This window comes from Allopontixanthobacter sediminis, from assembly GCF_009828115.1.
GTDB classification, from domain to species: domain Bacteria; phylum Pseudomonadota; class Alphaproteobacteria; order Sphingomonadales; family Sphingomonadaceae; genus Allopontixanthobacter; species Allopontixanthobacter sediminis.
In genome coordinates this window covers 723,412-741,915 of record NZ_WTYL01000001.1, presented here as the reverse complement: position 1 = coordinate 741,915, position 18,504 = coordinate 723,412, and the positions used below count along the sequence as shown (strand labels likewise).

The following is an 18,504-nucleotide window of genomic DNA, read 5'->3' as shown; positions in this document are numbered from 1 at the left end:
TGCGGGAAGCTATGGCGCAACCGTGCGAACGGCGCAACGCCTATGCATACGAAATCCCGAAGGCTGGGAAAGGTTTCCCGCATGCCGGCATGCTGGCGGCCGACACACTGCGGGGGTTATTCCTCGTCGAGGATCAGGACCAGTTCGTCCTCGTGCACGACATTGAAATCGCGCCGCAGTCGTTCGCCGACCATGTCCGCATCCGCGTTCTCGGGATTGAGCAGGGCGACCTGGTTTTCCAGCGCGGCATGTTCCTGCTGCAGCTTTGCGATGTGGGACTGACGCTGCTCGAGCAATTGAAGGTTTTCGCTCCACGCCAACAGTCCACTAGGGCCCGCTATAGCCAGTCCGCCGATAAGCAGCAGCAGCGCCAGCGCGAGGCCGTGCGTCCACTTTTCCTTCGGCAAACTGATCTTGTGGGACTGGCGTGTCATTAACTCCCTAGAATCACAGTTGAAGGGCGTATTCAAGTGCTATTTGCACTGCAAGCCGAGGAACAGGTCAAGGTGGTGCTTTGACACGGCACCCGGTGATGGTGTATATAGTTTCCATTGTAACTAGTTTAGGATGATCCCATGGCTGACCTGTTCGAAAATCCCATTGGCCTCGACGGCTTCGAGTTCGTTGAATTCAGCGCGCCCGAGAAGGGCATGCTCGAACCGGTTTTCGAAGCGATGGGCTTCGCCATGGTCGCTCGCCACCGTTCGAAGGACGTACAGCTTTGGCGGCAGGGTGGGATCAACCTGATCGCCAATTACGAACCGAAGAGCCCCGCGGCCTACTTCGCTGCAGAACATGGTCCGTCGGCCTGCGGCATGGGTTTCCGCGTTCGCGACGCTCGCCACGCCTATGAAGCGGCGCTGGAGCGCGGCGCCGAGCCTGCCGAAACGCAGACCGGCCCGATGGAACTGCGCATCCCGGCGATCCGCGGCATCGGCCATTCACTGATCTATCTGATCGACCGCTATGCTGATGAACATCACGAAGGCCTGTCGATCTACGACATCGATTTCATCTACGAAGACGGGGCGGACAAATGGCCGGTCGGTGCCGGGATGAAGGTGATCGATCACCTTACGCACAATGTCTACGGCGGCCGGATGGCGCATTGGGCGAAGTTCTATGAGCGCATCTTCAACTTCCGTGAAATCCGTTATTTCGACATCAAGGGTGAATACACCGGCCTGACATCGAAAGCGATGACAGCCCCCGACGGCAAGATCCGCATTCCCTTGAACGAGGAAGGTGCTGGCGGCGGCGGCCAGATCGAGGAGTATCTCCGCCAGTATAACGGCGAAGGCATCCAGCATATCGCCCTGTCGAGCGAGAACCTTTACGCATCCTGGGACAAGCTGAAAGCCTTCGGCACCCCGTTCGCCAGCGCCCCGCCTGCGACCTATTACGAAATGCTCGAAGACCGCCTGCCGGGCCACGGCGAACCGGTCGAGGAACTGCGCAGCCGCGGTATCCTGCTCGATGGTTCGACCGAAAACAACGATCCGCGCCTGCTGCTGCAGATATTCGGGCAGACCACCATCGGCCCGGTCTTTTTCGAATTCATCCAGCGCAAGAAGGACGAAGGGTTCGGCGAAGGCAATTTCACCGCGCTGTTCAAGTCGATCGAGGCGGACCAGCTGAAGCGCGGCGCGCTCAAGACCGGCGAGAAGGAAACCGCACGATGACATCTAGCCAAAGCAAAATGGGTGAGCAGAACGAAATGAGCCATCCCATCAAACTCGGCGGCGTCCACCACGCTGCCTATCGCTGCAAGGATGCCAAGGAAACGGTCGAATGGTACGACCGGGTTCTGGGGATGGACTACACTTCGGCATTTTCGGAAGACACTGTGCCGTCCACCGGTGAACACGATCCCTACATGCATGTGTTCCTCGATGCGGGGAACGGCAATGTGCTGGCGTTTTTCGAACTTCCGACCCAGCCTGACATGGGCCGCGACGGCAACACGCCGGTGTGGGTCCAGCATCTCGCGTTCAAGGTCGGGTCGGAAGAAGAATTGCTCGCCGCCAAGCAGCATATCGAAAGCGAAGGCGTCGATGTCCTCGGGCCGACGCATCACGGCATCTTCAAATCGATCTATTTCTTCGATCCCAATGGCCACCGGATCGAGCTGGCGGCCGATATCGGAACGCCTGAACAATACGCCGAATTGAAGCGCGTCGCGATGCCGATGCTGGAAGAATGGAGCCGAACCAAGAAGGCTCCGCGTCACGCTGATTGGCTCCATTCCGCGAACGAATAACGCTGCATACCGTTGCCTCGGCTGGCCCGAATTCGGAACCAAAACCGGCGCGGACCCGTTGCGTAGCCAAACGGGGAGACCGGACAGCGTGAATTACGTCGATACCATAGTTGGCCAGCTGAACAGCATGGCCGAGAGTTTCTTTGCATCGCTGCCCAATCTGGCGATCGCGCTGGTCGTCCTCGTTATTACCTGGCTGGTTGCCAAGTTTGCTATCCGGATCGCCGATGCGCTGACGGGCAAGAGTAGCCTTCGCCCCAGCCTGCGGGCGCTGATCGAAACCCTCGTCAAACTCGGCATTTGGCTGGTCGGACTGATGCTGGCGATGGTGATCCTGCTCCCGGGTTTCACGCCCGCGAGTCTGATCGCCGGTCTCGGTATCGGCGCGGTCGCAATCGGTTTTGCATTTCAGGATATCTTCGAGAATTTCTTCGCCGGCGTGCTGATCATGCTGCGCGAGAAAATGCGCATCGGCGACATCATCGAATGCGAAGGCATAACCGGTAAGGTCGAGCACATCACCTTGCGCGAAACCTACGTCCGCAAACTGTCGGGCGAAGTGACGCTGGTTCCCAATTCGATCCTGTTCAAAAACCCGGTCGAAATCCTCACCGACGAAACACAGCGGCGGCATGACGTGGTCACCGGGGTATCGTACGACACCGACCTCGACCATGCTGCCTCCGTCATCCGCCAATCGGTCGAAGCAGTGGAAGGGATCGACGCGGCGAAAGGCATCGACATCTTTGCCAGCGAGTTCAATTCCAGTTCGGTCGATTTCACCGTCCGGTGGTGGGCGGGGTCAAAGCCGCGCGACATGTGGGAAAGCCGCGACGCGGTAATCCGCGCGATCAAGCGCGGCTTCGACGATGCCGGCATCGAAATCCCGTTCCCTTACGTGACCCACACGTTCAAGGAACCCGTGCCGATCAAGGGTTCATCCAGCGGCAGCGATTAAAGAAACTGCCATGCGAACAGGAACGACACTGCAAAGGATACAAGGGTTGCTGCAAACACCGGCACAAGGCCGCGCCAGCCTTCGGACAGCAGTTCCTCCAGCCGCGAGCGCATGGCCGTTGCGATCACCGCGAACAGCAGCAGTCCCTTCGACGCGACGAGGCCGTAATCCCGCACAACCTCCGGAAACGTCACTGCCGAATTGACCGCGACCAGCACGAAGAACGCGATAATAAACCACGGAAACGGCAGCTTTGCCCGGATGCCGCTTCCTGCGCGCTGGGCACTCCCGACCGCAATTCCGATCAGCGCCACCACGGGCGCGAGCAGTGCGACGCGGGTCAGCTTGACGATCGTCGCCACTTCGCCCGCCTCGCTCGAGAAGCTGAATCCTCCGCCAAGGGATTGGGCGACATCGTGGATGGCCGCCCCCATCAGGAACCCGGCCTGCCGGTCGGTGAAATCGAACATCTGCGCCAGCACCGGATAGATCGACATCGCAAGCGCGCTGGCCAGCGAAATCCCCACGAGCGTGAATGTGAATCGGTGCTGTTCGAGCCGGTCGCGCCCAATCACCGCATAGATCGCCAGCGCCGCGGAGGCTCCGCAGATTGCTGTTGCGCCCCCCGCCAGCAAGCCGACATAGCGGTCCTGCCCGACCGCCTTGCCCGCGGCCACACCGGCGAAAATCACGAGCGCCATGATCGAAACAAGGGCGGCAAACGGCAGCAATCCAAGATCGGTGATCTGCATCACCGTGATCTGCGTACCCAGCAGGACAATACCCCACCGTAGGAAACTGGTGCTGCAAACATCGAAGCCCGGCTTCACCCGGTCGTCCGCAGAAACGAAATTGAGCGCCAGACCGATCAACAGGCCGGCCAGGATCACCGGTAGCCCGTAATGTTCCGACATGAAACTGGCGGCCGCGGCGGCAATCGCGACGATGGCGACGCCGGGGAAGTAATCGGCCCACCGCCTTGGCACCGCGTCCGACAGTTCTTCGGCAAGCCAGATTTCGCCGTAGAGGTCGGCGCCTAGCGGGGATGCTGCGTTGGACGCGGAGCGGCGCTTCCGGTCAGCCACCAACCAGCGCCGTAATGTCCACAATCGGAGTCGCGTGCGTTTCGGCGAATTCGGCCATGTCTTCCACCCGCGCCATCGTGCCGTCGGACCGCAGGATGGCGCACAGTACGATGCCCTCGCCCAGACCGAATTGGCGGCACAACGCGGTACCCGCCTCCAGCGTGGACATGCGGGCCTCGACACCTCCAGGATCTGCAATCAGCGGGAATACATGGCCCGGACTGACCATGTCACCCGCGCGCGCGTCACTCGCCATTGCAACTGCGATCGTATGGGCGCGGTCATGGGCGGAGATACCGGTATCCACCCCGTGCTTCGCTTCGATCGAAACCCCGAAGGGCCGTCCGCTGTCCGCTGTTGTTCCACGGTTCTGCGGCGTAATTCCCAGTTCCGAAGCGCGTTCGCGGCTAAGCCCGAGACAGATCAGCCCCCGGCCGTGGCGGGCCATGAAATTGATCGCATCCGCCGTGACGCGGCTTGCCGCCATGGCGAAGTCGAGATCGCCTTCGCGAAGGGCATCGCCCGACAGGATGACGATCCCGCCAGCGGCCAGATGCTCGCCGATTGCGGCAAGCTCCGTCCCGCTGCTCACGTCAGCCTCCCCATTGCTCCGGAAACCTGCTGGCCGACAAGTTCAAGCTGGATCCGCGCCCCGGCATCCAGGATCCCGCCGTGCTCGTCGAAGGTTTCCGGTGTAGTCCGGATCGCCGCGCCAACCGGGGTCGGCCAGCCGCGCAGGGCGTGGGTGATCGTGCGCAGGGTCAGCAGCGTGCTCATCGCGGCTTGGTGGCCGAACGACGTCGCAATCAGGCCAACCGGACGGCCATGAAGATAGGGCCGCACGTCGGTCGACAAATCCTCGATATAATCGAGCGCGTTCTTGACCAGTCCCGAAATACTGCCGTGATAGCCAGGCGACGCGATCAGCACCCCGTCCGCTTCACGCAGGGCAGCGACCATTTCCTGGCCTGCTTCCTTGCTGTGGCCGGGACCGCCGTAGAACGGCAGCGAGCTCATATAGGCGCCGTCGAAATGGGTGATGCTGGCACCCGCTGCTTCCGCTGCGCGGCAGGCGATCGCGAGGACCTTCTCGGTCGAGGAACCGGGCCGCGGTGTTCCGCCCAAGGCTACGATGCTGGTCATGGACGGATCACTTTCTTCTCCAGGTTTTGACGAACGGCACGCTCATCTCGTGTGCCGCCCCTGCGCTCCAGTGGCAACCCGGCGGGGGCGCTTTCCTCAGGGTAAGCGCCCCCTTTTACCATAACTGGCGAGCGATCAGCGGATCTTGGCGCTGAGCGTCACCCCGAAGTAGCGATCCGCATCGCGCGGGATCTGGTAACGCTGGCCAGCGCCGACATTGAGCAAGGCGTAGCTTTTATCGGTGATGTTGCGGGCGTGGAGCGTCAACCGGTACAGATCGTCGGCTGTTCCGACGCCCAGACTGGCGTTCCAGATGCCATAGCTTTCCAGACCCGCACCCGGCGCTGCGCCAAGGTCTGAAAACTGGCTGCCGGTGTACGAATAGATTGTCGAGGCATAGACCTTGAACGCGTCCGAAACTTCCGTTTCGTAATCCGCGCCGATGTTCCAGCTCCATTTGGGAGCCAGCGGCAGACGGGTGCCGTTACGGGCATCCGGATCACCGGTCACCGGATTGGGATTGAATTCTCGCACCTTTGCATCGGCATAGGCGACGCTGCCGCGGAAGGTCAGCCCTTCGACCGGCGCCACGATGGTATCGATTTCGACGCCCTTGGTCCGTACCGTCCCGGCATTGGTCAGGTTGGTGATTGTCGTGCCGTTCAGCAGGATGAAGTTGTTGGCCTGGAACCCGTCATAGGTCGCCTGGTAGATAGCCGTGTTGACCTGGATCCGGCGGTCCCAGAATTGCGATTTCAGACCAATCTCGAACGCATCCGAGATTTCCTCGTCAATCGGTACGGCGTTGTTCGGTGCGGTGTGGTTGAAGAACACGTTGAAGGCCGGACCTTTGTATCCGCGCGTATAGCTGGCGTAGAGCAACAGATCCTCGGTCGGCTCGAACTGGACCGAGGCCTTGCCGGAGATGTTGTTGTTGGTGCTGCTGCCGGCCGACGTGTTGGTCCCGTTTCCTCCGCTGGCGATGGTTCCGCCCGCCGGGCTGCCCGATACGCCGGGACCTGACAACGGCAAGCCGGTCGCCGCGTTGACGCCGGGTGCGCGCGTATGGACGTATTCCAACTCGTCACGTGTCCAACGGAGGCCGCCCGTCAGGCTGAACTGATCGGTGAAGCGATAGGTCGCCTGGCCGAACAAGGCGTAGTTGGTGCTGTTCACATCACTCGCCGACGTAGCGGTCGGATAGGTGGTGTTGACCGGATCGTTGAGGTTGCACGGCGTCGCACCGCTCGGCGCAACCGGCAGGGTCGAGGTTGCGCAGACGATGTCCTCGCGGGTGAAATCCTGCCTGTTGTCGGAATGCCAATAGAACGCACCGACTTGATAGAAGAACGCTGCGGTCTGGTCCGAAGCCAGCCGGACTTCAGCGGAATACTGGCCTGTTTCGACAAAGCCGGTGTCGTGCAGCTCTGCGGTGCCGACGACTGCGCGCGGAAGGAAGTCTCCTTCGCGGATCTCTGTATTCTTCCAGTTCCGGTAACCCAGGATCACGCTCAGCGTGTGCGTGTCGAACACGTCGAGGTCGAGATTGCTGGTCAGGCTCCACTGCTTGTCTCTGGTCTCGGTGATCAGATTGTGATTGACCGTTCGTTGGTCGGTACCAAGCGCTACAGGGAAGCCGAGTTCGGCATCCAGTACCGCGCCGCGCGAGACGCCGGTAACATCGGCGCAGCAATCGTCATCGGCGCGGAAGTAATCGGCGATCAGCCGAAGGCGCGCGGTGTTACCCTCGTAATCGACGATCCCGCGGGCACCGTAATGTTCGTAACCGTTGACGTCTTCATCGAAGAAAATGTTGCGGATATTGCCGTCATAGCTGCCGTAGAAGCCGGTCATGCGGGCCGACCAGTCTTCGGAAAGCGGGCCGGAGACCGAGCCGCGAACGCGGTATTCGTCACCCTCGTAATACTCGGCGCGCAGATCAGCTTGGAGCGTCTCTGTGCCGCCCTTGGAGATGATGCTTACCAAGCCGGCGGAGGCGTTCTTGCCAAACAGCGTGCCCTGCGGTCCGCGCAGTATTTCCAGCCGGTCGATGTCCAGCAGGTCGGAGAACGCCTGACCCGAACGGCTCAGGACCACACCATCGACAACGGTGGACACACTGGGTTCGGCCGCGACCGAGAAGGTGATGGTGCCGACACCGCGCATGATGATCGCGCTGTTGGCGCTGGTGGTGCCCTTGCGGAAAGTTACGGAAGGCACCAGATCGCCTATGTTCTCAAGGCTGATTGTGCCGGTTTCGGCAAGCCGGTCGCCCGAAATTGCGGTTATCGCGATCGGCACGTCCTGAATGTTTTCTTCGACTTTCTGAGCGGTTACGACGATTTCTTCAACTTGCGCCAAGGCAGGTGCTGCCCCGCCGAAAGCCACAGCGGTAACACTCGCACCTAGCATCAAGCGGGCCGATGTGCGCCCGAACGCATTTATCTGAAGCATGATATTCCTCCCCGGTGGTCGGCCCTGCACGATTCGCCGCGCTTAAGCCTTTCAGGTCTAAACCTACCTGTTTGGTGTTATATGGCGATTGATCTGTCAAGCGGTGTCATATAGTCAGGCGGTCATCCGGTGCTAGCTGTTGCCATCGGATTACAGCTTCGAAAGGGCGGGTTGGTGAACGCGAGGTTTGTGGCAGTCGAGGGGGGATTTGACCTGATGTGGTCGGGCCGCGCCCTGCTGGCACATCGCCAAACCGTCGTTGGCGATCCCGCCCGAGCGGTCACTTGTGGAATGGGCGAGCCGACCGTCGAAATGCACCGCGGCAATTTTCGGATCGACGATCACTACACCCCCCTCCCCGTCGGGAACGCAATCGAAGTTTCAACAACCCGCGTCTCGTTAGGGGGCCGACCGGACACATCGCCCGACGTCGAACTTGAGATTCTCCAAACAGCAAGCGGGTTCGCGCTCGAGATCACCACCAACGATCCATCGTGCAACCGCCTCGCGCTCGAGATTTGCGCAGCGACTGATGAATCGATCTGGGGCGGAGGCGAGCAGATGAGCTACCTTCGCCTCAATGGCCGCCGCTATCCGATGTGGACCAGCGAACCGGGTGTAGGACGAGACAAGGCCCGCGAACTCACCCGGATCATGGACGAGGAGGGAATGGCCGGGGGCGATTTCTGGACCACCAACTATCCGCAGCCGACCTATATCTCGTCCGCCCTCTACGCCTGCCATCTCGACAGCACGGCGTGGTCGGCGCTCGATTTCAGCAACCCCGCGCGTCACCGGATCGAAGTCTGGGAAGGCCGCGCGAAACTGGAGTTTTTCTTCGCAGACAGTCTACCATCTTTGGTGGGCGCATTGTCCGATCGTTTCGGGCGCGCTGCCCCGTTGCCAGAATGGGTCGTCGAAGGCGCAATTGTCGGCCTCAAGAACGGCGAACAAAGCCTTACGCGGCTCGAGAAAATACGCGCTGCCGGCGCCGCCGTCTCCGCCTTGTGGTGCGAGGACTGGGTCGGAGTGCGCGAAACGTCTTTCGGGCGCCGGTTGTTCTGGGACTGGCGCTGGCGCAGCGACCGCTATCCAGACTTGCCGAACCAAATCGAGAGCCTGAACCGCGAAGGCATCCGCTTCCTGGGCTACGTTAACCCCTATCTGGCGGTTGATGGTGGCCAGTATGCCGAGGCTGCGGAGCTCGGCTACCTCGCGCTCCAATCCGAAGTGGACGCGCCCTACATCGTCGATTTCGGAGAATTCGACTGCGGCATTGTTGATTTTACCAACCCGCTGGCCGCCGAATGGTTCGCGGACCGGATAATCGGGCGGGAGATGCTCGATTTCGGTCTTTCGGGCTGGATGGCGGATTTCGGAGAATATTTGCCGACCGACCTACGCCTGCATGACGGCAGCGACCCGATGCTGGCCCACAATCTCTGGCCGGTCCTGTGGGCGGAAGTGAACGCGCGCGCGATTGCCTCCCGCGGCAAGACGGGCGACGCGACCTTCTTCATGCGGGCCGGATTTACCGGAGTGCAGGCGTATTGCCCGCTGCTGTGGGCGGGCGATCAATGCGTCGATTTCTCCCGCCATGACGGGATCGGCACGACCATCGTCGCGGCACTCTCGTCCGGGCTGCTCGGCAACTCTGCGAGCCATTCCGATCTTGGCGGCTACACCTCTCTGCACGGGCTGGTGCGGACGGCGGAATTGCTGATGCGCTGGGCCGAGCTGTCCGCGTTCACTCCGGTGATGCGCAGCCACGAAGGCAACCGCCCGGACGACAATCTGCAAGTGGATTCGACGCCGGAAATCCTCGCGCACTTCGCCGCGATGAGCCGCGTCCATGCCGGGTTGGCCCCCTACATGCGGCACCTGATCGCCGAAGCAGCGCGGAGCGGGCTGCCCTTGCAACGCCCGATGTTTCTGCACTACGCCGACCAGGTGGAATTTGCCGATTGCCAGGATCAATACCTACTCGGGCCCGACCTGCTGGTCGCGCCGGTTTTGGAGGAAGGTGCGCGCGAACGCACCGTGCTGATACCGCAGGACAGCGGCGATTGGGTCAACCTCTGGTCCGGCGAGCGCCTGGCCGGCGGCCGGCATGGTGTCGCCGCTCCGCTCGGTTCGCCGCCGGTTTTCATGCGCGCCGACAGCGCGTTCGCCGAGATCTTCGCCGCGCTCGTGCACAAGCGCGGATCCATATCGCCCGAAGGACCTTTGCCATGAGCCAGCGTAGCAATATCCGCGATGTCGCCAGCCTGGCCGGGGTTTCGGTCAAGACAGTCAGCCGCGTGCTCAACAACCATCCCTATGTCAGCGACGCGATGCGCAAGAAGGTTGACGATGCGATCAAGCAGCTGGATTTCCGGCCCAGCGTCGCCGCGCGAATACTGGCCGGGATCAACTCCGCCCAGATCGCGCTGATCTACGATAATCACAGCCCCTATTACATCGACCAGATCCAGTCCGGTTGCTGGCAGCGCTGCCACGAGGCGGGTGTCCGGCTGCTCGGGCAACCGGTCGATGTCGCGGACCCGGAAGTCGGCGATCAGGTGCGCGGGCTGGTTAGCGAAACCCATGTCGACGGGATCATCCTGTCGTCGCCCGTCACCGATTGTGACCCGGTACTGCGCACGCTGGAGCAGCTCGGCATACCCTTCGTCCGCATTTCTCCCGGTACCAACCATGCAATGACGTCGTCCGTTTTCATGGACGACGCGCAGGCGGCGGACGACATGACTACCCACTTGATCAACCTCGGCCATCGGCGGATCGCGTTCATCAAGGGCCACCCGAACCACATGGCGTCCGACGAGCGCCTGTTCGGGTATCGCCGCGCGCTCGACCGGGCCGGATTGCCCTTCGATCCGCAATGGATCGCCGACGGGGAATTCGATTTCGAAAGCGGGTTCGCGGCTTGCCAGATGTTCCTGTCGCTCGCGGACAAGCCGACCGCCATCTTCGCCAGTAACGACGACATGGCGGCAGGCGTGCAGGCCGCGGCGCATCAGGCGGGGCTCGATTTGCCGCGCGACCTGTCGGTTGCCGGGTTTGACGATACCACGCTCGCCCGGATGGTCTGGCCGCCGCTGACCACCATCCGCCAACCCACGTTCGAACTCGCCCGGACGGCCACCGAACTGCTGCTGACCGGGCAGACCCTGGTCCACCTCCGCTTGCAGCACGAGCTGATCGAGCGCGATTCGGTAGCTTCTCTCATTCCCGGCACGACTGCCGCAGACACCAGAACGGATCGACCAGTATCATGACCAACCTGCCCTCCCCGCCGCGCCTGCGCCCGTTGGGCAAGAGCGGTATCGAAGTTTCCGGCCTTGCATGGGGCATGTGGCGGTTCGCTGGTACACCCGATGAAGGCCTGCGTCTGATCGAGGCGGCGCTCGACAGCGGGATCAATTTCTTCGACACGGCCGATATCTACGGTTTCAACGGTACTGACGGTTTCGGCGATGCGGAAACGCTGTTGGGCCGTATCCTTAGCGCGAACCCTTCACTCCGCGGCAAGATGGTGCTGGCGTCCAAAGGCGGGATCATTCCCCCGCGGCCCTATGACAGCAGCGCGGGTTATTTGACCGCGGCCATCGATGCTTCGCTCGCCCGGCTCGGCACGGATGTGCTGGATTTATGGCAGGTTCACCGGCCCGACATCCTGACCCATCCGCACGAACTCGCCGAGACGCTGCACCGCGCCGTCAAGGCGGGCAAGGTCCGCGCGCTGGGTGTTTCGAACTATACCCTCCCCCAGATCAAGGCTCTGCAAAGCTTCCTCGACTTGCCGCTGGCGAGCACCCAACCCGAAATCTCGCCGCTATGCCTCGCCCCGGTCGAGAACGGCGAACTCGACATGGCGATGCAGCATAATCTGACGGTGATGGCATGGTCGCCGCTCGGCGGTGGGCGGATTGCCGATCCAGGCAGCGCTCGGGAACACGCGGTCGCCGCCGCGCTCGACACGGTGGCCGAGGCGCAGGGCGCAACCCGCACCGCTGCCGCCTACAGCTGGCTGATGGCGCATCCCGCCGGGATCATCCCGATTGTCGGAACCCAGAACCCCGGCCGCATCGCTGAAGCGGCAGCGGCCTATGACATCACATGGACGAGGAACGATTGGTACGACGTTCTGGTCGCCTCGCGCGGGGAGAATTTGCCATGACCAATTTTGTAGACAAACCCTGCGAAGTCAGCTGGTTCTCGGCCTTGTGCGACGACGACTACGAATTTCTCGGACAGCCCGACCCGATGCTCCAATCGAGCTGGGAGCACTGCCGCAACATCGCGCTGACCGCTGAAAAGGGCGGGTTCGACAACATCCTGCTTCCGTCCGGCTACCAATTGGGACTCGACACCACCGTCTTCGCCGCCGCAATCGCGCCGTATCTTCAGCGCATGCGGCTGCTGATGGCGGTGCGCATCGGCGAGGACTGGCCGCCGCAGCTGGCGCGGCGGATCGCCACGCTCGACCGGATTTTGGGCGGCCGGCTGACCGTCAACATTATCTCTTCCGACTTGCCGGGGCAGCAACTGGACAGCGAGCCGCGTTATGCCCGCACGGTCGAGGTGATGAAAATCCTCAAGACCATGCTGAACGGCGAGCACCTGTCCCATCACGGTGAATTCTACGACCTAGAACTCGACCCACCACGCATGACGACGCTGTCGGGCAAATGTCCGCCGCTCTATTTCGGCGGCCTCAGCCCCGCGGCCCGCGAAGCCGCCGCCGAGGCCGCCGATGTCTACCTGATGTGGCCGGACACGATGGACAAGGTTCGCGAAGTTGTCAGCGACCTGACCCGCAGGGCAGCGAACCATGGACGTACCCTCAAATTCGGCTACCGCGCCCATGTCATCGTGCGCGAGACCGAGGACGAAGCGAGGGCCTATGCGGCGCGGCTGCTTTCGAAGCTCGATGACCAAACTGGCGCGGCTATCCGCAACAAGTCACTCGACGCAGCCACCGCAGGCGTTGGGCGGCAGACGGAATTGCGCGAGGCAGCGGCCGATGATGGTTTCGTCGAGGACAATCTGTGGACCGGTATCGGCCGTGCACGGTCGGGCTGCGGCGCGGCGATTGTCGGCAATCCCGACCAGGTGCTGGCCAAGCTGCGCGCCTACCAGGCGGAAGGCATGGATGCGTTCATCCTGTCAGGCTATCCGCACGCCGCCGAATGCGACCTGTTCGCGCGGCACGTCCTGCCCCATCTAAATCATGGGCCGCTGGTACTGGATTGACTGAATTGTAAACGCCGCGTGTCGGCAAAAGGGAAGTTACTCTCTCTCCTCGTCACGCGCGATATCATCGCGAACATCCCGTGCGCTTTGCTCAGCCCGCCGATAGCCGGATCGACTGCCGCCGCGGACCCGTATCGTAGTCCAGACAATTGCGACAATCAGTAGTATCGGTCCGAGGATCGTTACGAGGCTCCAAAGCCAGCCCATAATTTTTCTCCTTTTGTTTTCAACCGAGTCCGTCCGAAGAAGTTCCGATTGCCACACGCAGAGTTGGCTGTGTATCGCCTGGGCAGTTCCAACCTGCCCATGCAGCCGAAGGCTGATCAAGATTGAAAATCAGGGCAGATGTTCGAAGTGCACTCCGGCCTTCGCTCGAACAAATGGTGCGCCCGACAGGATTTGAACCTGTGGCCCCCAGATTAGGAATCTGGTGCTCTATCCGGCTGAGCTACGGGCGCACTCGCAGCGTCGTTTAGAGTGGTCGCGGCGCGCTTGCAATCAGTTCACATCTTCCGGCGGTGCGATCGGGAATGGCAGCGGCGCGACAGAAATGCCTTCGTCGGCCAGTTCCTTGGCCTCCTTGATCGTGGCCTGTCCGTGGATCGTTGCGCTGTCGGCCTCGCCGTAATGCATCGCCCGCGATTTCTCGGCGAATTTATCCCCGACCCAAGTGCTGTCCTTGAGCGCCTTGGCCTGCGCTTTCGCGAGCGCCTTCATCGCTTTTACCACCTCGGGAGCCATTTCGGCATTCGACATCGGCCTCGGCGAGCTGGCGCTTGGAGCAGCCTCACTTCGGCGATTGCCCTTGGCCGGCACCGAGGGGGCCATCGGCGCTTTCGTTACATCCGGCGAACCGCATTCGGGACACGTCAGCATACCGTTCGCGCCCTGCGTGTCGAAGTCGGCGGTCGAGCCGAACCAGCCTTCGAATCGGTGTCCGGTTGTGCAGCAAAGGTCGAATACGATCATTGAATACGCGACTTGGACATTTCACGCCGGTTGGCAAGGCTCGGAAGCTGTTTGCGCACCTCACAGACGCGCGACAGGTCGATCTCGGCAAAGCCCAGCCCGGGTTGTTCGCCCATATCGAGCAGCACTTCGCCCCACGGATCGACAACCAGGCTGTGTCCGTACGTCCGGCGCCCATCCTCGTGTTCACCGACCTGGGCGGCGGCAACCACGAACGCGCTCGCTTCAATGGCCCGGGCGCGCTGCAGCACATGCCAATGCGCCCGGCCGGTGGGGACGGTGAAGGCAGCGGGGATGGCGATGATATCGCACGCCGCCTTGCCCAGCGCATCGAACAGCGCGGGAAACCGCAGGTCGTAACAGATGGTCAGGCCAAGCCGGCCGACCGGGGTTTCCGTGGTCACCACCGCGTCTCCGGCCTTGAACGCATTCGATTCCCGCCAACTTTCACCGCTGTCGAGATCAACATCGAACATGTGCATCTTGTCGTAGCGCGCGGCGATATGGCCATCGTCGTCGATCACCAGCGAACGGTTGGCCCAGGCCCCGCCCTCGCCAGCAACGGCGAGCGAACCGAGCGCAACCCACAGTCCATTTTCGCGGGCCGCATCGCGCACAGCGGCAAGCACCGGGTTTTCCGCTTCGGCGACGATCTTCGGACCGGCGCGCACGCGGTTCCGGTCGAGCAATCCGGACATTTCGGGAGTGAACAATATCTCCGCCCCGCCCGACTTTGCTGCGGCCACAGCGGCAACAATTGCCGCAGCATTTCGTGCGGGATCGATCCCGGTAGTCATCTGCAAAATTGCGGCGCGCGGCATCTCTTGAACCTGTCTATCCCAGCAATTCGTCAAGCTTGCCGCTAAGGTCGAGCGCGGTCAGTTCGTCCGATCCGCCAACGTACGTATCGCCTATGAAAATTTGCGGTACAGTCCGTGCATCCGGCGCGCGGGACAGCATCTCGTCTTTCTTCGGGCCGCCGAGGGTCACATCGTGTTCGTTGTACTCGGCGCCCTTGCGGTCGAGTAACTGCTTGGCGCGGAAACAGTATCCGCAGCCGAATTTGGTATAGATATCGATTTTGGGGGGAGTCATTCGGTTTCCTTTTTTGGGCACGCAGATTTTCTATGGAGGAAATCTTGCAAGGCCCGGGTCGGTTCCTATTTTAGTGTCACGCCTCGTGCGCCGCAATGGGTACGGGGTTTCGCCGACATGGTGCCGCATAAGCGGGCTGTGTCCAGTCAAATTGCTCAATGGAGAATTTGTAACGATGTCACGTCTTGATTTTACCCCCTACCGCCGTTCAACCGTAGGCTTCGACCGTTTGTTCGACCTGCTGGAGAGCCAAGCCCGCAACAGCGGCGGCGGTGACAATTACCCGCCCTTCAACATTCAGAAGCAGGGCGAAGACAATTACCGCATCACGCTCGCCGTGGCCGGCTTCAAGCCCGCCGATATCGACATAACCGCGCAGCAGAACCTGCTGGTCGTCCAAGGCAAGAAGCACGACGAAAGCGAAGTCGATGGCGAAATGCTTCATCTCGGGATAGCCAATCGCGGCTTCGAGCGCCGGTTTGAACTGGCCGATTTCGTGCGGGTGGAAAATGCCCGCCTGGAAGACGGCTTGCTCAACATCGACCTGGTACGCGAAGTGCCCGAAGCGATGAAACCCAAGAAGATAGCGGTTAACGGTCACACCAATCTCGAAATCGTCAAGACCGATGACGAAAGTCATGGCGCGATTGCGCAAGGCGATGCCAACGCAGCCTGAATAACGTTTTTTATTCGGGTGTTACGGCTCGCTCCTTAGGGAGCGGGCCGTTTTACTTTGTAAAGCCACGTGGCGTGGATTTGCCGACATGCGTCCGCAGGAATCAAGTGGGGGCGAATCACAAGGAAACGCCCCCGCAGCACCGGAGTGCTGCCATGTCCGGGTCTCATCGTCCGGGTCGCAGAAGACGATGAAGCCCGGGACAAGCTGAAAATTATCCCGCTCAAGCAATTCAACCGCGCCCCCAAGGGAATTACTTGCTGAAAGTATAATGCGGCAAAATAATGAAAAAAGAAAGAACAGAAATAGCTATGGTTAACCTGTGAAGGTTTCGTCCAGCTAGATTAGCCGGTTTGACTGAAAAATGCGCAGTCGTTCAACAGATTGTCTGCGCCCAACCGGGCGCACTGCTACGCTTTAGACAAGGCGTGACTGGTGTACCGCTGCAGCGATGAAACCGCTGAACAGCGGATGCGGATCAAACGGGCGCGACTTTAGTTCCGGGTGGAACTGGACACCAACGAACCATGGATGATCGGGCCGCTCGACAATTTCGGGCAACAATCCGTCCGGGGACATGCCGGAAAACACCAGGCCGTCGGATTCCAGGGCCTCGCGGTACGCGACGTTCACTTCGTAGCGGTGGCGATGGCGTTCGGAAATCTCGGTCGCGCCGCCGTAGATAGCGCTGACATGGCTGTTGCCCGCCAGTTTCGCGGGATAAGCGCCCAGCCGCATCGTGCCGCCAAGGTCACCGCCTGCTTCGCGTTGCTGCAAGCCTTCCTTGCTCATCCATTCGGTGATGATTCCGACCACCGGTTCGTCGGTGATGCCGAATTCGGTGGAGGAAGCGGCGCTGTGCCCTACGGCCCGCGCGCCTTCGATGCAGGCCATCTGCATACCCAGGCAGATCCCGAAGAACGGCACATTGCGTTCCCGGGCGAAGCGGACACTGGCGATCTTGCCCTCCGATCCGCGTTCGCCGAAGCCCCCTGGCACCAGGATCGCGTGAAGCGGTTCAAGCTGTGCGGTAATGTCGCCGTCGGCCTGCTCGAAAATTTCGGCGTCGATCCAGCGGATGTTGACCTTGACCCGATTGGCCAGCCCGCCGTGGATCAGCGCTTCGTTGAGGGATTTGTAGGCGTCCTGCAGACCGACATACTTGCCGACCACGCCGATCGTCACCTCGCCTTCGGGATGGAAATACCGGTCGGTCACATCGAGCCAGCGCGCGAGGTCCGGGTCCGGCGCATCGGTGATCCCGAAACTGCGCAGGACCTGCGTATCGAGGCCTTCCTCGTGATATTGCAGCGGTACCGAGTAAATCGACGGCGCGTCGAGCGCGGGAATGACCGCTTCGGGGCGAACGTTGCAGAACTGAGCAATCTTGTTGCGTTCGGTCTGCGGAATGAAATGCTCGCTGCGGCACAGCAGGATGTCCGGCTTGATCCCGAGACCGGCCAGTTCGCGCACCGAATGCTGCGTCGGCTTGGTCTTCAACTCGCCTGCCGCCGCGATGTAGGGCACCAGCGTGACATGGACGCTCAGTGTCTGCAGCGGCTCCAACTCGTTCCGCAGTTGCCGGATCGCTTCCATAAACGGCAGCGATTCGATGTCGCCCACGGTCCCGCCGATTTCGCAGAGCACGAAATCGAGGTCTTCGGTTTCAGCGAGGGCAAACTGCTTGATGGCGTCGGTGACATGGGGAATCACCTGCACGGTTGCGCCGAGATAATCGCCGCGGCGTTCGCGGGCGATGATCTTCTGGTAAATCCAGCCGCTGGTCACATTGTCCGATTGCCGCGCCGATACGCCGGTGAACCGCTCGTAATGGCCCAGGTCGAGATCGGTTTCGGCCCCGTCATCCGTCACATAGACTTCGCCATGCTGATACGGGCTCATAGTGCCCGGATCGACATTGAGATAAGGGTCGAACTTGCGAATACGGACTTTGTAGCCACGCGCCTGCAGCAACGCCGCGAGGCTTGCTGCCATCAGACCTTTGCCGAGCGAGGAAACCACGCCGCCGGTAATAAAAATGAACCGCGCCATGGGATTTGGGCCTTAAGGTTCCAAATGGAGTCGGGGCAAGCGAATTGCAGCGGCGAATTGCCGCAATCCACAGCTATGAACGAAATCGCGCGTTACTGGGTAACGTCTGCGAGCGGATCGGCGGGTGCCGGTTCGGGCTGACCGGGAGCGGTTTCGCCCGGACCAGTTGCAGTGCCGGTCGCCGCGCCCGGCTGTGCGCCAGCCTGTCCGGCAAGCGGATCGGGCTGGACCGGCACCGTCCGGTCGAGGGTCGAGGTGATGCCGCTACCCGTGGTGGTCTTCACTGCAACCGCGGCCATCACGATCGACAGGACCACGAAGGTGATCGCGAGCCATTTCGTGGCGCGGGTGAGAAAATCCGCTGCACCGCGCGCGCTCATCAGGCCGCCGGGGCTTCCGCCGCCGCCAATGCCGAGGCCGCCGCCTTCGGAGCGCTGCATCAGGATGACGCCGACCAATGCGGCGGCGACTATGGCCTGAAGGACGGTGAGGAATAGAAATAGGGACATGAAAATTGCTTCTCTAGATTGCTTGATTGGCCATGTAGTGCCCAGCG

General features: G+C 61.4%; 18 protein-coding genes and 1 tRNA gene. 8 read left to right on the top strand and 11 right to left on the bottom strand.

Annotation, left to right across the window (positions count from 1 at the left end; genetic code table 11):
* Positions 1-116 precede the first annotated feature (116 nt).
* Positions 117-434: an FtsB family cell division protein gene (locus GRI65_RS03755; RefSeq protein ID WP_160755162.1), complete on the bottom strand. Its 318-nt coding sequence runs from the start codon at positions 432-434 to the stop codon at positions 117-119.
* Between the two features lie 141 nt (positions 435-575).
* Between GRI65_RS03755 and hppD the strand changes: the two genes are divergently transcribed.
* The 3 genes from hppD (at position 576) to GRI65_RS03740 (ending at position 3,218) form a co-directional block, all read left to right on the top strand.
* Positions 576-1,682, top strand: a complete 1,107-nt coding sequence (hppD, locus tag GRI65_RS03750) for a 4-hydroxyphenylpyruvate dioxygenase (RefSeq protein WP_160755161.1) — start codon at positions 576-578, stop codon at positions 1,680-1,682.
* A 35-nt stretch (positions 1,683-1,717) separates the two neighbouring features.
* Positions 1,718-2,260 (top strand): VOC family protein, encoded by a 543-nt coding sequence (locus GRI65_RS03745; protein ID WP_160755595.1) that lies wholly within the window; start codon positions 1,718-1,720, stop codon positions 2,258-2,260.
* An 88-nt stretch (positions 2,261-2,348) separates the two neighbouring features.
* A complete protein-coding gene (locus GRI65_RS03740) occupies positions 2,349-3,218 on the top strand; it encodes a mechanosensitive ion channel family protein (RefSeq protein ID WP_160755160.1) in 870 nt (289 codons plus the stop codon).
* Here the strand turns inward: GRI65_RS03740 and GRI65_RS03735 are convergent.
* The 4 genes from GRI65_RS03735 to GRI65_RS03720 form a co-directional block, all read right to left on the bottom strand.
* Positions 3,215-4,303: a YeiH family protein gene (locus tag GRI65_RS03735; RefSeq protein WP_160755159.1), complete on the bottom strand. Its 1,089-nt coding sequence runs from the start codon at positions 4,301-4,303 to the stop codon at positions 3,215-3,217. The two genes, GRI65_RS03740 and GRI65_RS03735, sit on opposite strands and share 4 nt — an antisense overlap.
* Entirely contained in the window at positions 4,296-4,895 is a 600-nt protein-coding gene (locus tag GRI65_RS03730; RefSeq protein WP_160755158.1) for a 3,4-dihydroxy-2-butanone-4-phosphate synthase, read from the bottom strand. Before GRI65_RS03730 ends, GRI65_RS03735 begins: the two co-directional genes overlap by 8 nt.
* Entirely contained in the window at positions 4,892-5,446 is a 555-nt protein-coding gene (locus tag GRI65_RS03725) for an NADPH-dependent FMN reductase (RefSeq protein ID WP_160755157.1), read from the bottom strand. The genes GRI65_RS03730 and GRI65_RS03725 overlap by 4 nt, the downstream gene beginning before the upstream one ends.
* Before the next feature lie 135 nt (positions 5,447-5,581).
* Positions 5,582-7,900: a TonB-dependent receptor gene (locus GRI65_RS03720; protein WP_160755156.1), complete on the bottom strand. Its 2,319-nt coding sequence runs from the start codon at positions 7,898-7,900 to the stop codon at positions 5,582-5,584.
* 174 nt (positions 7,901-8,074) lie between these two features.
* Between GRI65_RS03720 and GRI65_RS03715 the strand changes: the two genes are divergently transcribed.
* Genes GRI65_RS03715 through GRI65_RS03700 form a run of 4 tightly spaced genes read left to right on the top strand, consistent with a single transcriptional unit; the run spans position 8,075 to position 13,156 of the window.
* Positions 8,075-10,135 carry an alpha-glucosidase gene (locus GRI65_RS03715; protein WP_160755155.1) on the top strand — a complete coding sequence of 687 codons (2,061 nt, stop codon included), beginning with the start codon at positions 8,075-8,077 and terminating at the stop codon, positions 10,133-10,135.
* Complete coding sequence (locus tag GRI65_RS03710; RefSeq protein WP_160755154.1) at positions 10,132-11,178, top strand: LacI family DNA-binding transcriptional regulator; 1,047 nt, start codon at positions 10,132-10,134, stop codon at positions 11,176-11,178. The genes GRI65_RS03715 and GRI65_RS03710 overlap by 4 nt, the downstream gene beginning before the upstream one ends.
* The gene (locus GRI65_RS03705; RefSeq protein WP_160755153.1) at positions 11,175-12,080 is read left to right on the top strand and encodes an aldo/keto reductase; all 906 of its coding nucleotides are present in this window, start codon (positions 11,175-11,177) and stop codon (positions 12,078-12,080) included. Before GRI65_RS03710 ends, GRI65_RS03705 begins: the two co-directional genes overlap by 4 nt.
* Positions 12,077-13,156: an LLM class flavin-dependent oxidoreductase gene (locus GRI65_RS03700; RefSeq protein WP_160755152.1), complete on the top strand. Its 1,080-nt coding sequence runs from the start codon at positions 12,077-12,079 to the stop codon at positions 13,154-13,156. Before GRI65_RS03705 ends, GRI65_RS03700 begins: the two co-directional genes overlap by 4 nt.
* Before the next feature lie 381 nt (positions 13,157-13,537).
* On the opposite strand, the gene GRI65_RS03695 is transcribed toward GRI65_RS03700, so the two are convergent.
* The 4 genes from GRI65_RS03695 to grxC all read right to left on the bottom strand — a co-directional run bounded on the left by GRI65_RS03695 (position 13,538) and on the right by grxC (position 15,220).
* Positions 13,538-13,614, bottom strand: a tRNA-Arg gene (locus tag GRI65_RS03695).
* A gap of 40 nt (positions 13,615-13,654) precedes the next feature.
* On the bottom strand, positions 13,655-14,125 hold the full coding sequence (locus GRI65_RS03690; protein WP_160755151.1) for a DUF1178 family protein: 471 nt from the start codon (positions 14,123-14,125) through the stop codon (positions 13,655-13,657).
* A complete protein-coding gene (locus tag GRI65_RS03685) occupies positions 14,122-14,946 on the bottom strand; it encodes a carbon-nitrogen hydrolase family protein (protein WP_160755150.1) in 825 nt (274 codons plus the stop codon). The genes GRI65_RS03690 and GRI65_RS03685 overlap by 4 nt, the downstream gene beginning before the upstream one ends.
* 13 nt (positions 14,947-14,959) lie before the next feature.
* Positions 14,960-15,220 (bottom strand): glutaredoxin 3, encoded by a 261-nt coding sequence (grxC, locus tag GRI65_RS03680; RefSeq protein ID WP_160755149.1) that lies wholly within the window; start codon positions 15,218-15,220, stop codon positions 14,960-14,962.
* Between the two features lie 175 nt (positions 15,221-15,395).
* On the opposite strand from grxC, the gene GRI65_RS03675 reads away from it, so the two are divergent.
* Complete coding sequence (locus tag GRI65_RS03675; protein WP_160755148.1) at positions 15,396-15,896, top strand: Hsp20 family protein; 501 nt, start codon at positions 15,396-15,398, stop codon at positions 15,894-15,896.
* 417 nt (positions 15,897-16,313) lie between these two features.
* Here the strand turns inward: GRI65_RS03675 and GRI65_RS03670 are convergent, their stop codons facing one another.
* Both GRI65_RS03670 and secG read right to left on the bottom strand, forming a co-directional pair.
* The gene (locus GRI65_RS03670; protein WP_160755147.1) at positions 16,314-17,948 is read right to left on the bottom strand and encodes a CTP synthase; all 1,635 of its coding nucleotides are present in this window, start codon (positions 17,946-17,948) and stop codon (positions 16,314-16,316) included.
* 92 nt (positions 17,949-18,040) lie between these two features.
* Entirely contained in the window at positions 18,041-18,457 is a 417-nt protein-coding gene (secG, locus tag GRI65_RS03665) for a preprotein translocase subunit SecG (RefSeq protein WP_160755146.1), read from the bottom strand.
* Between the last annotated feature and the right edge of the window lie 47 nt (positions 18,458-18,504).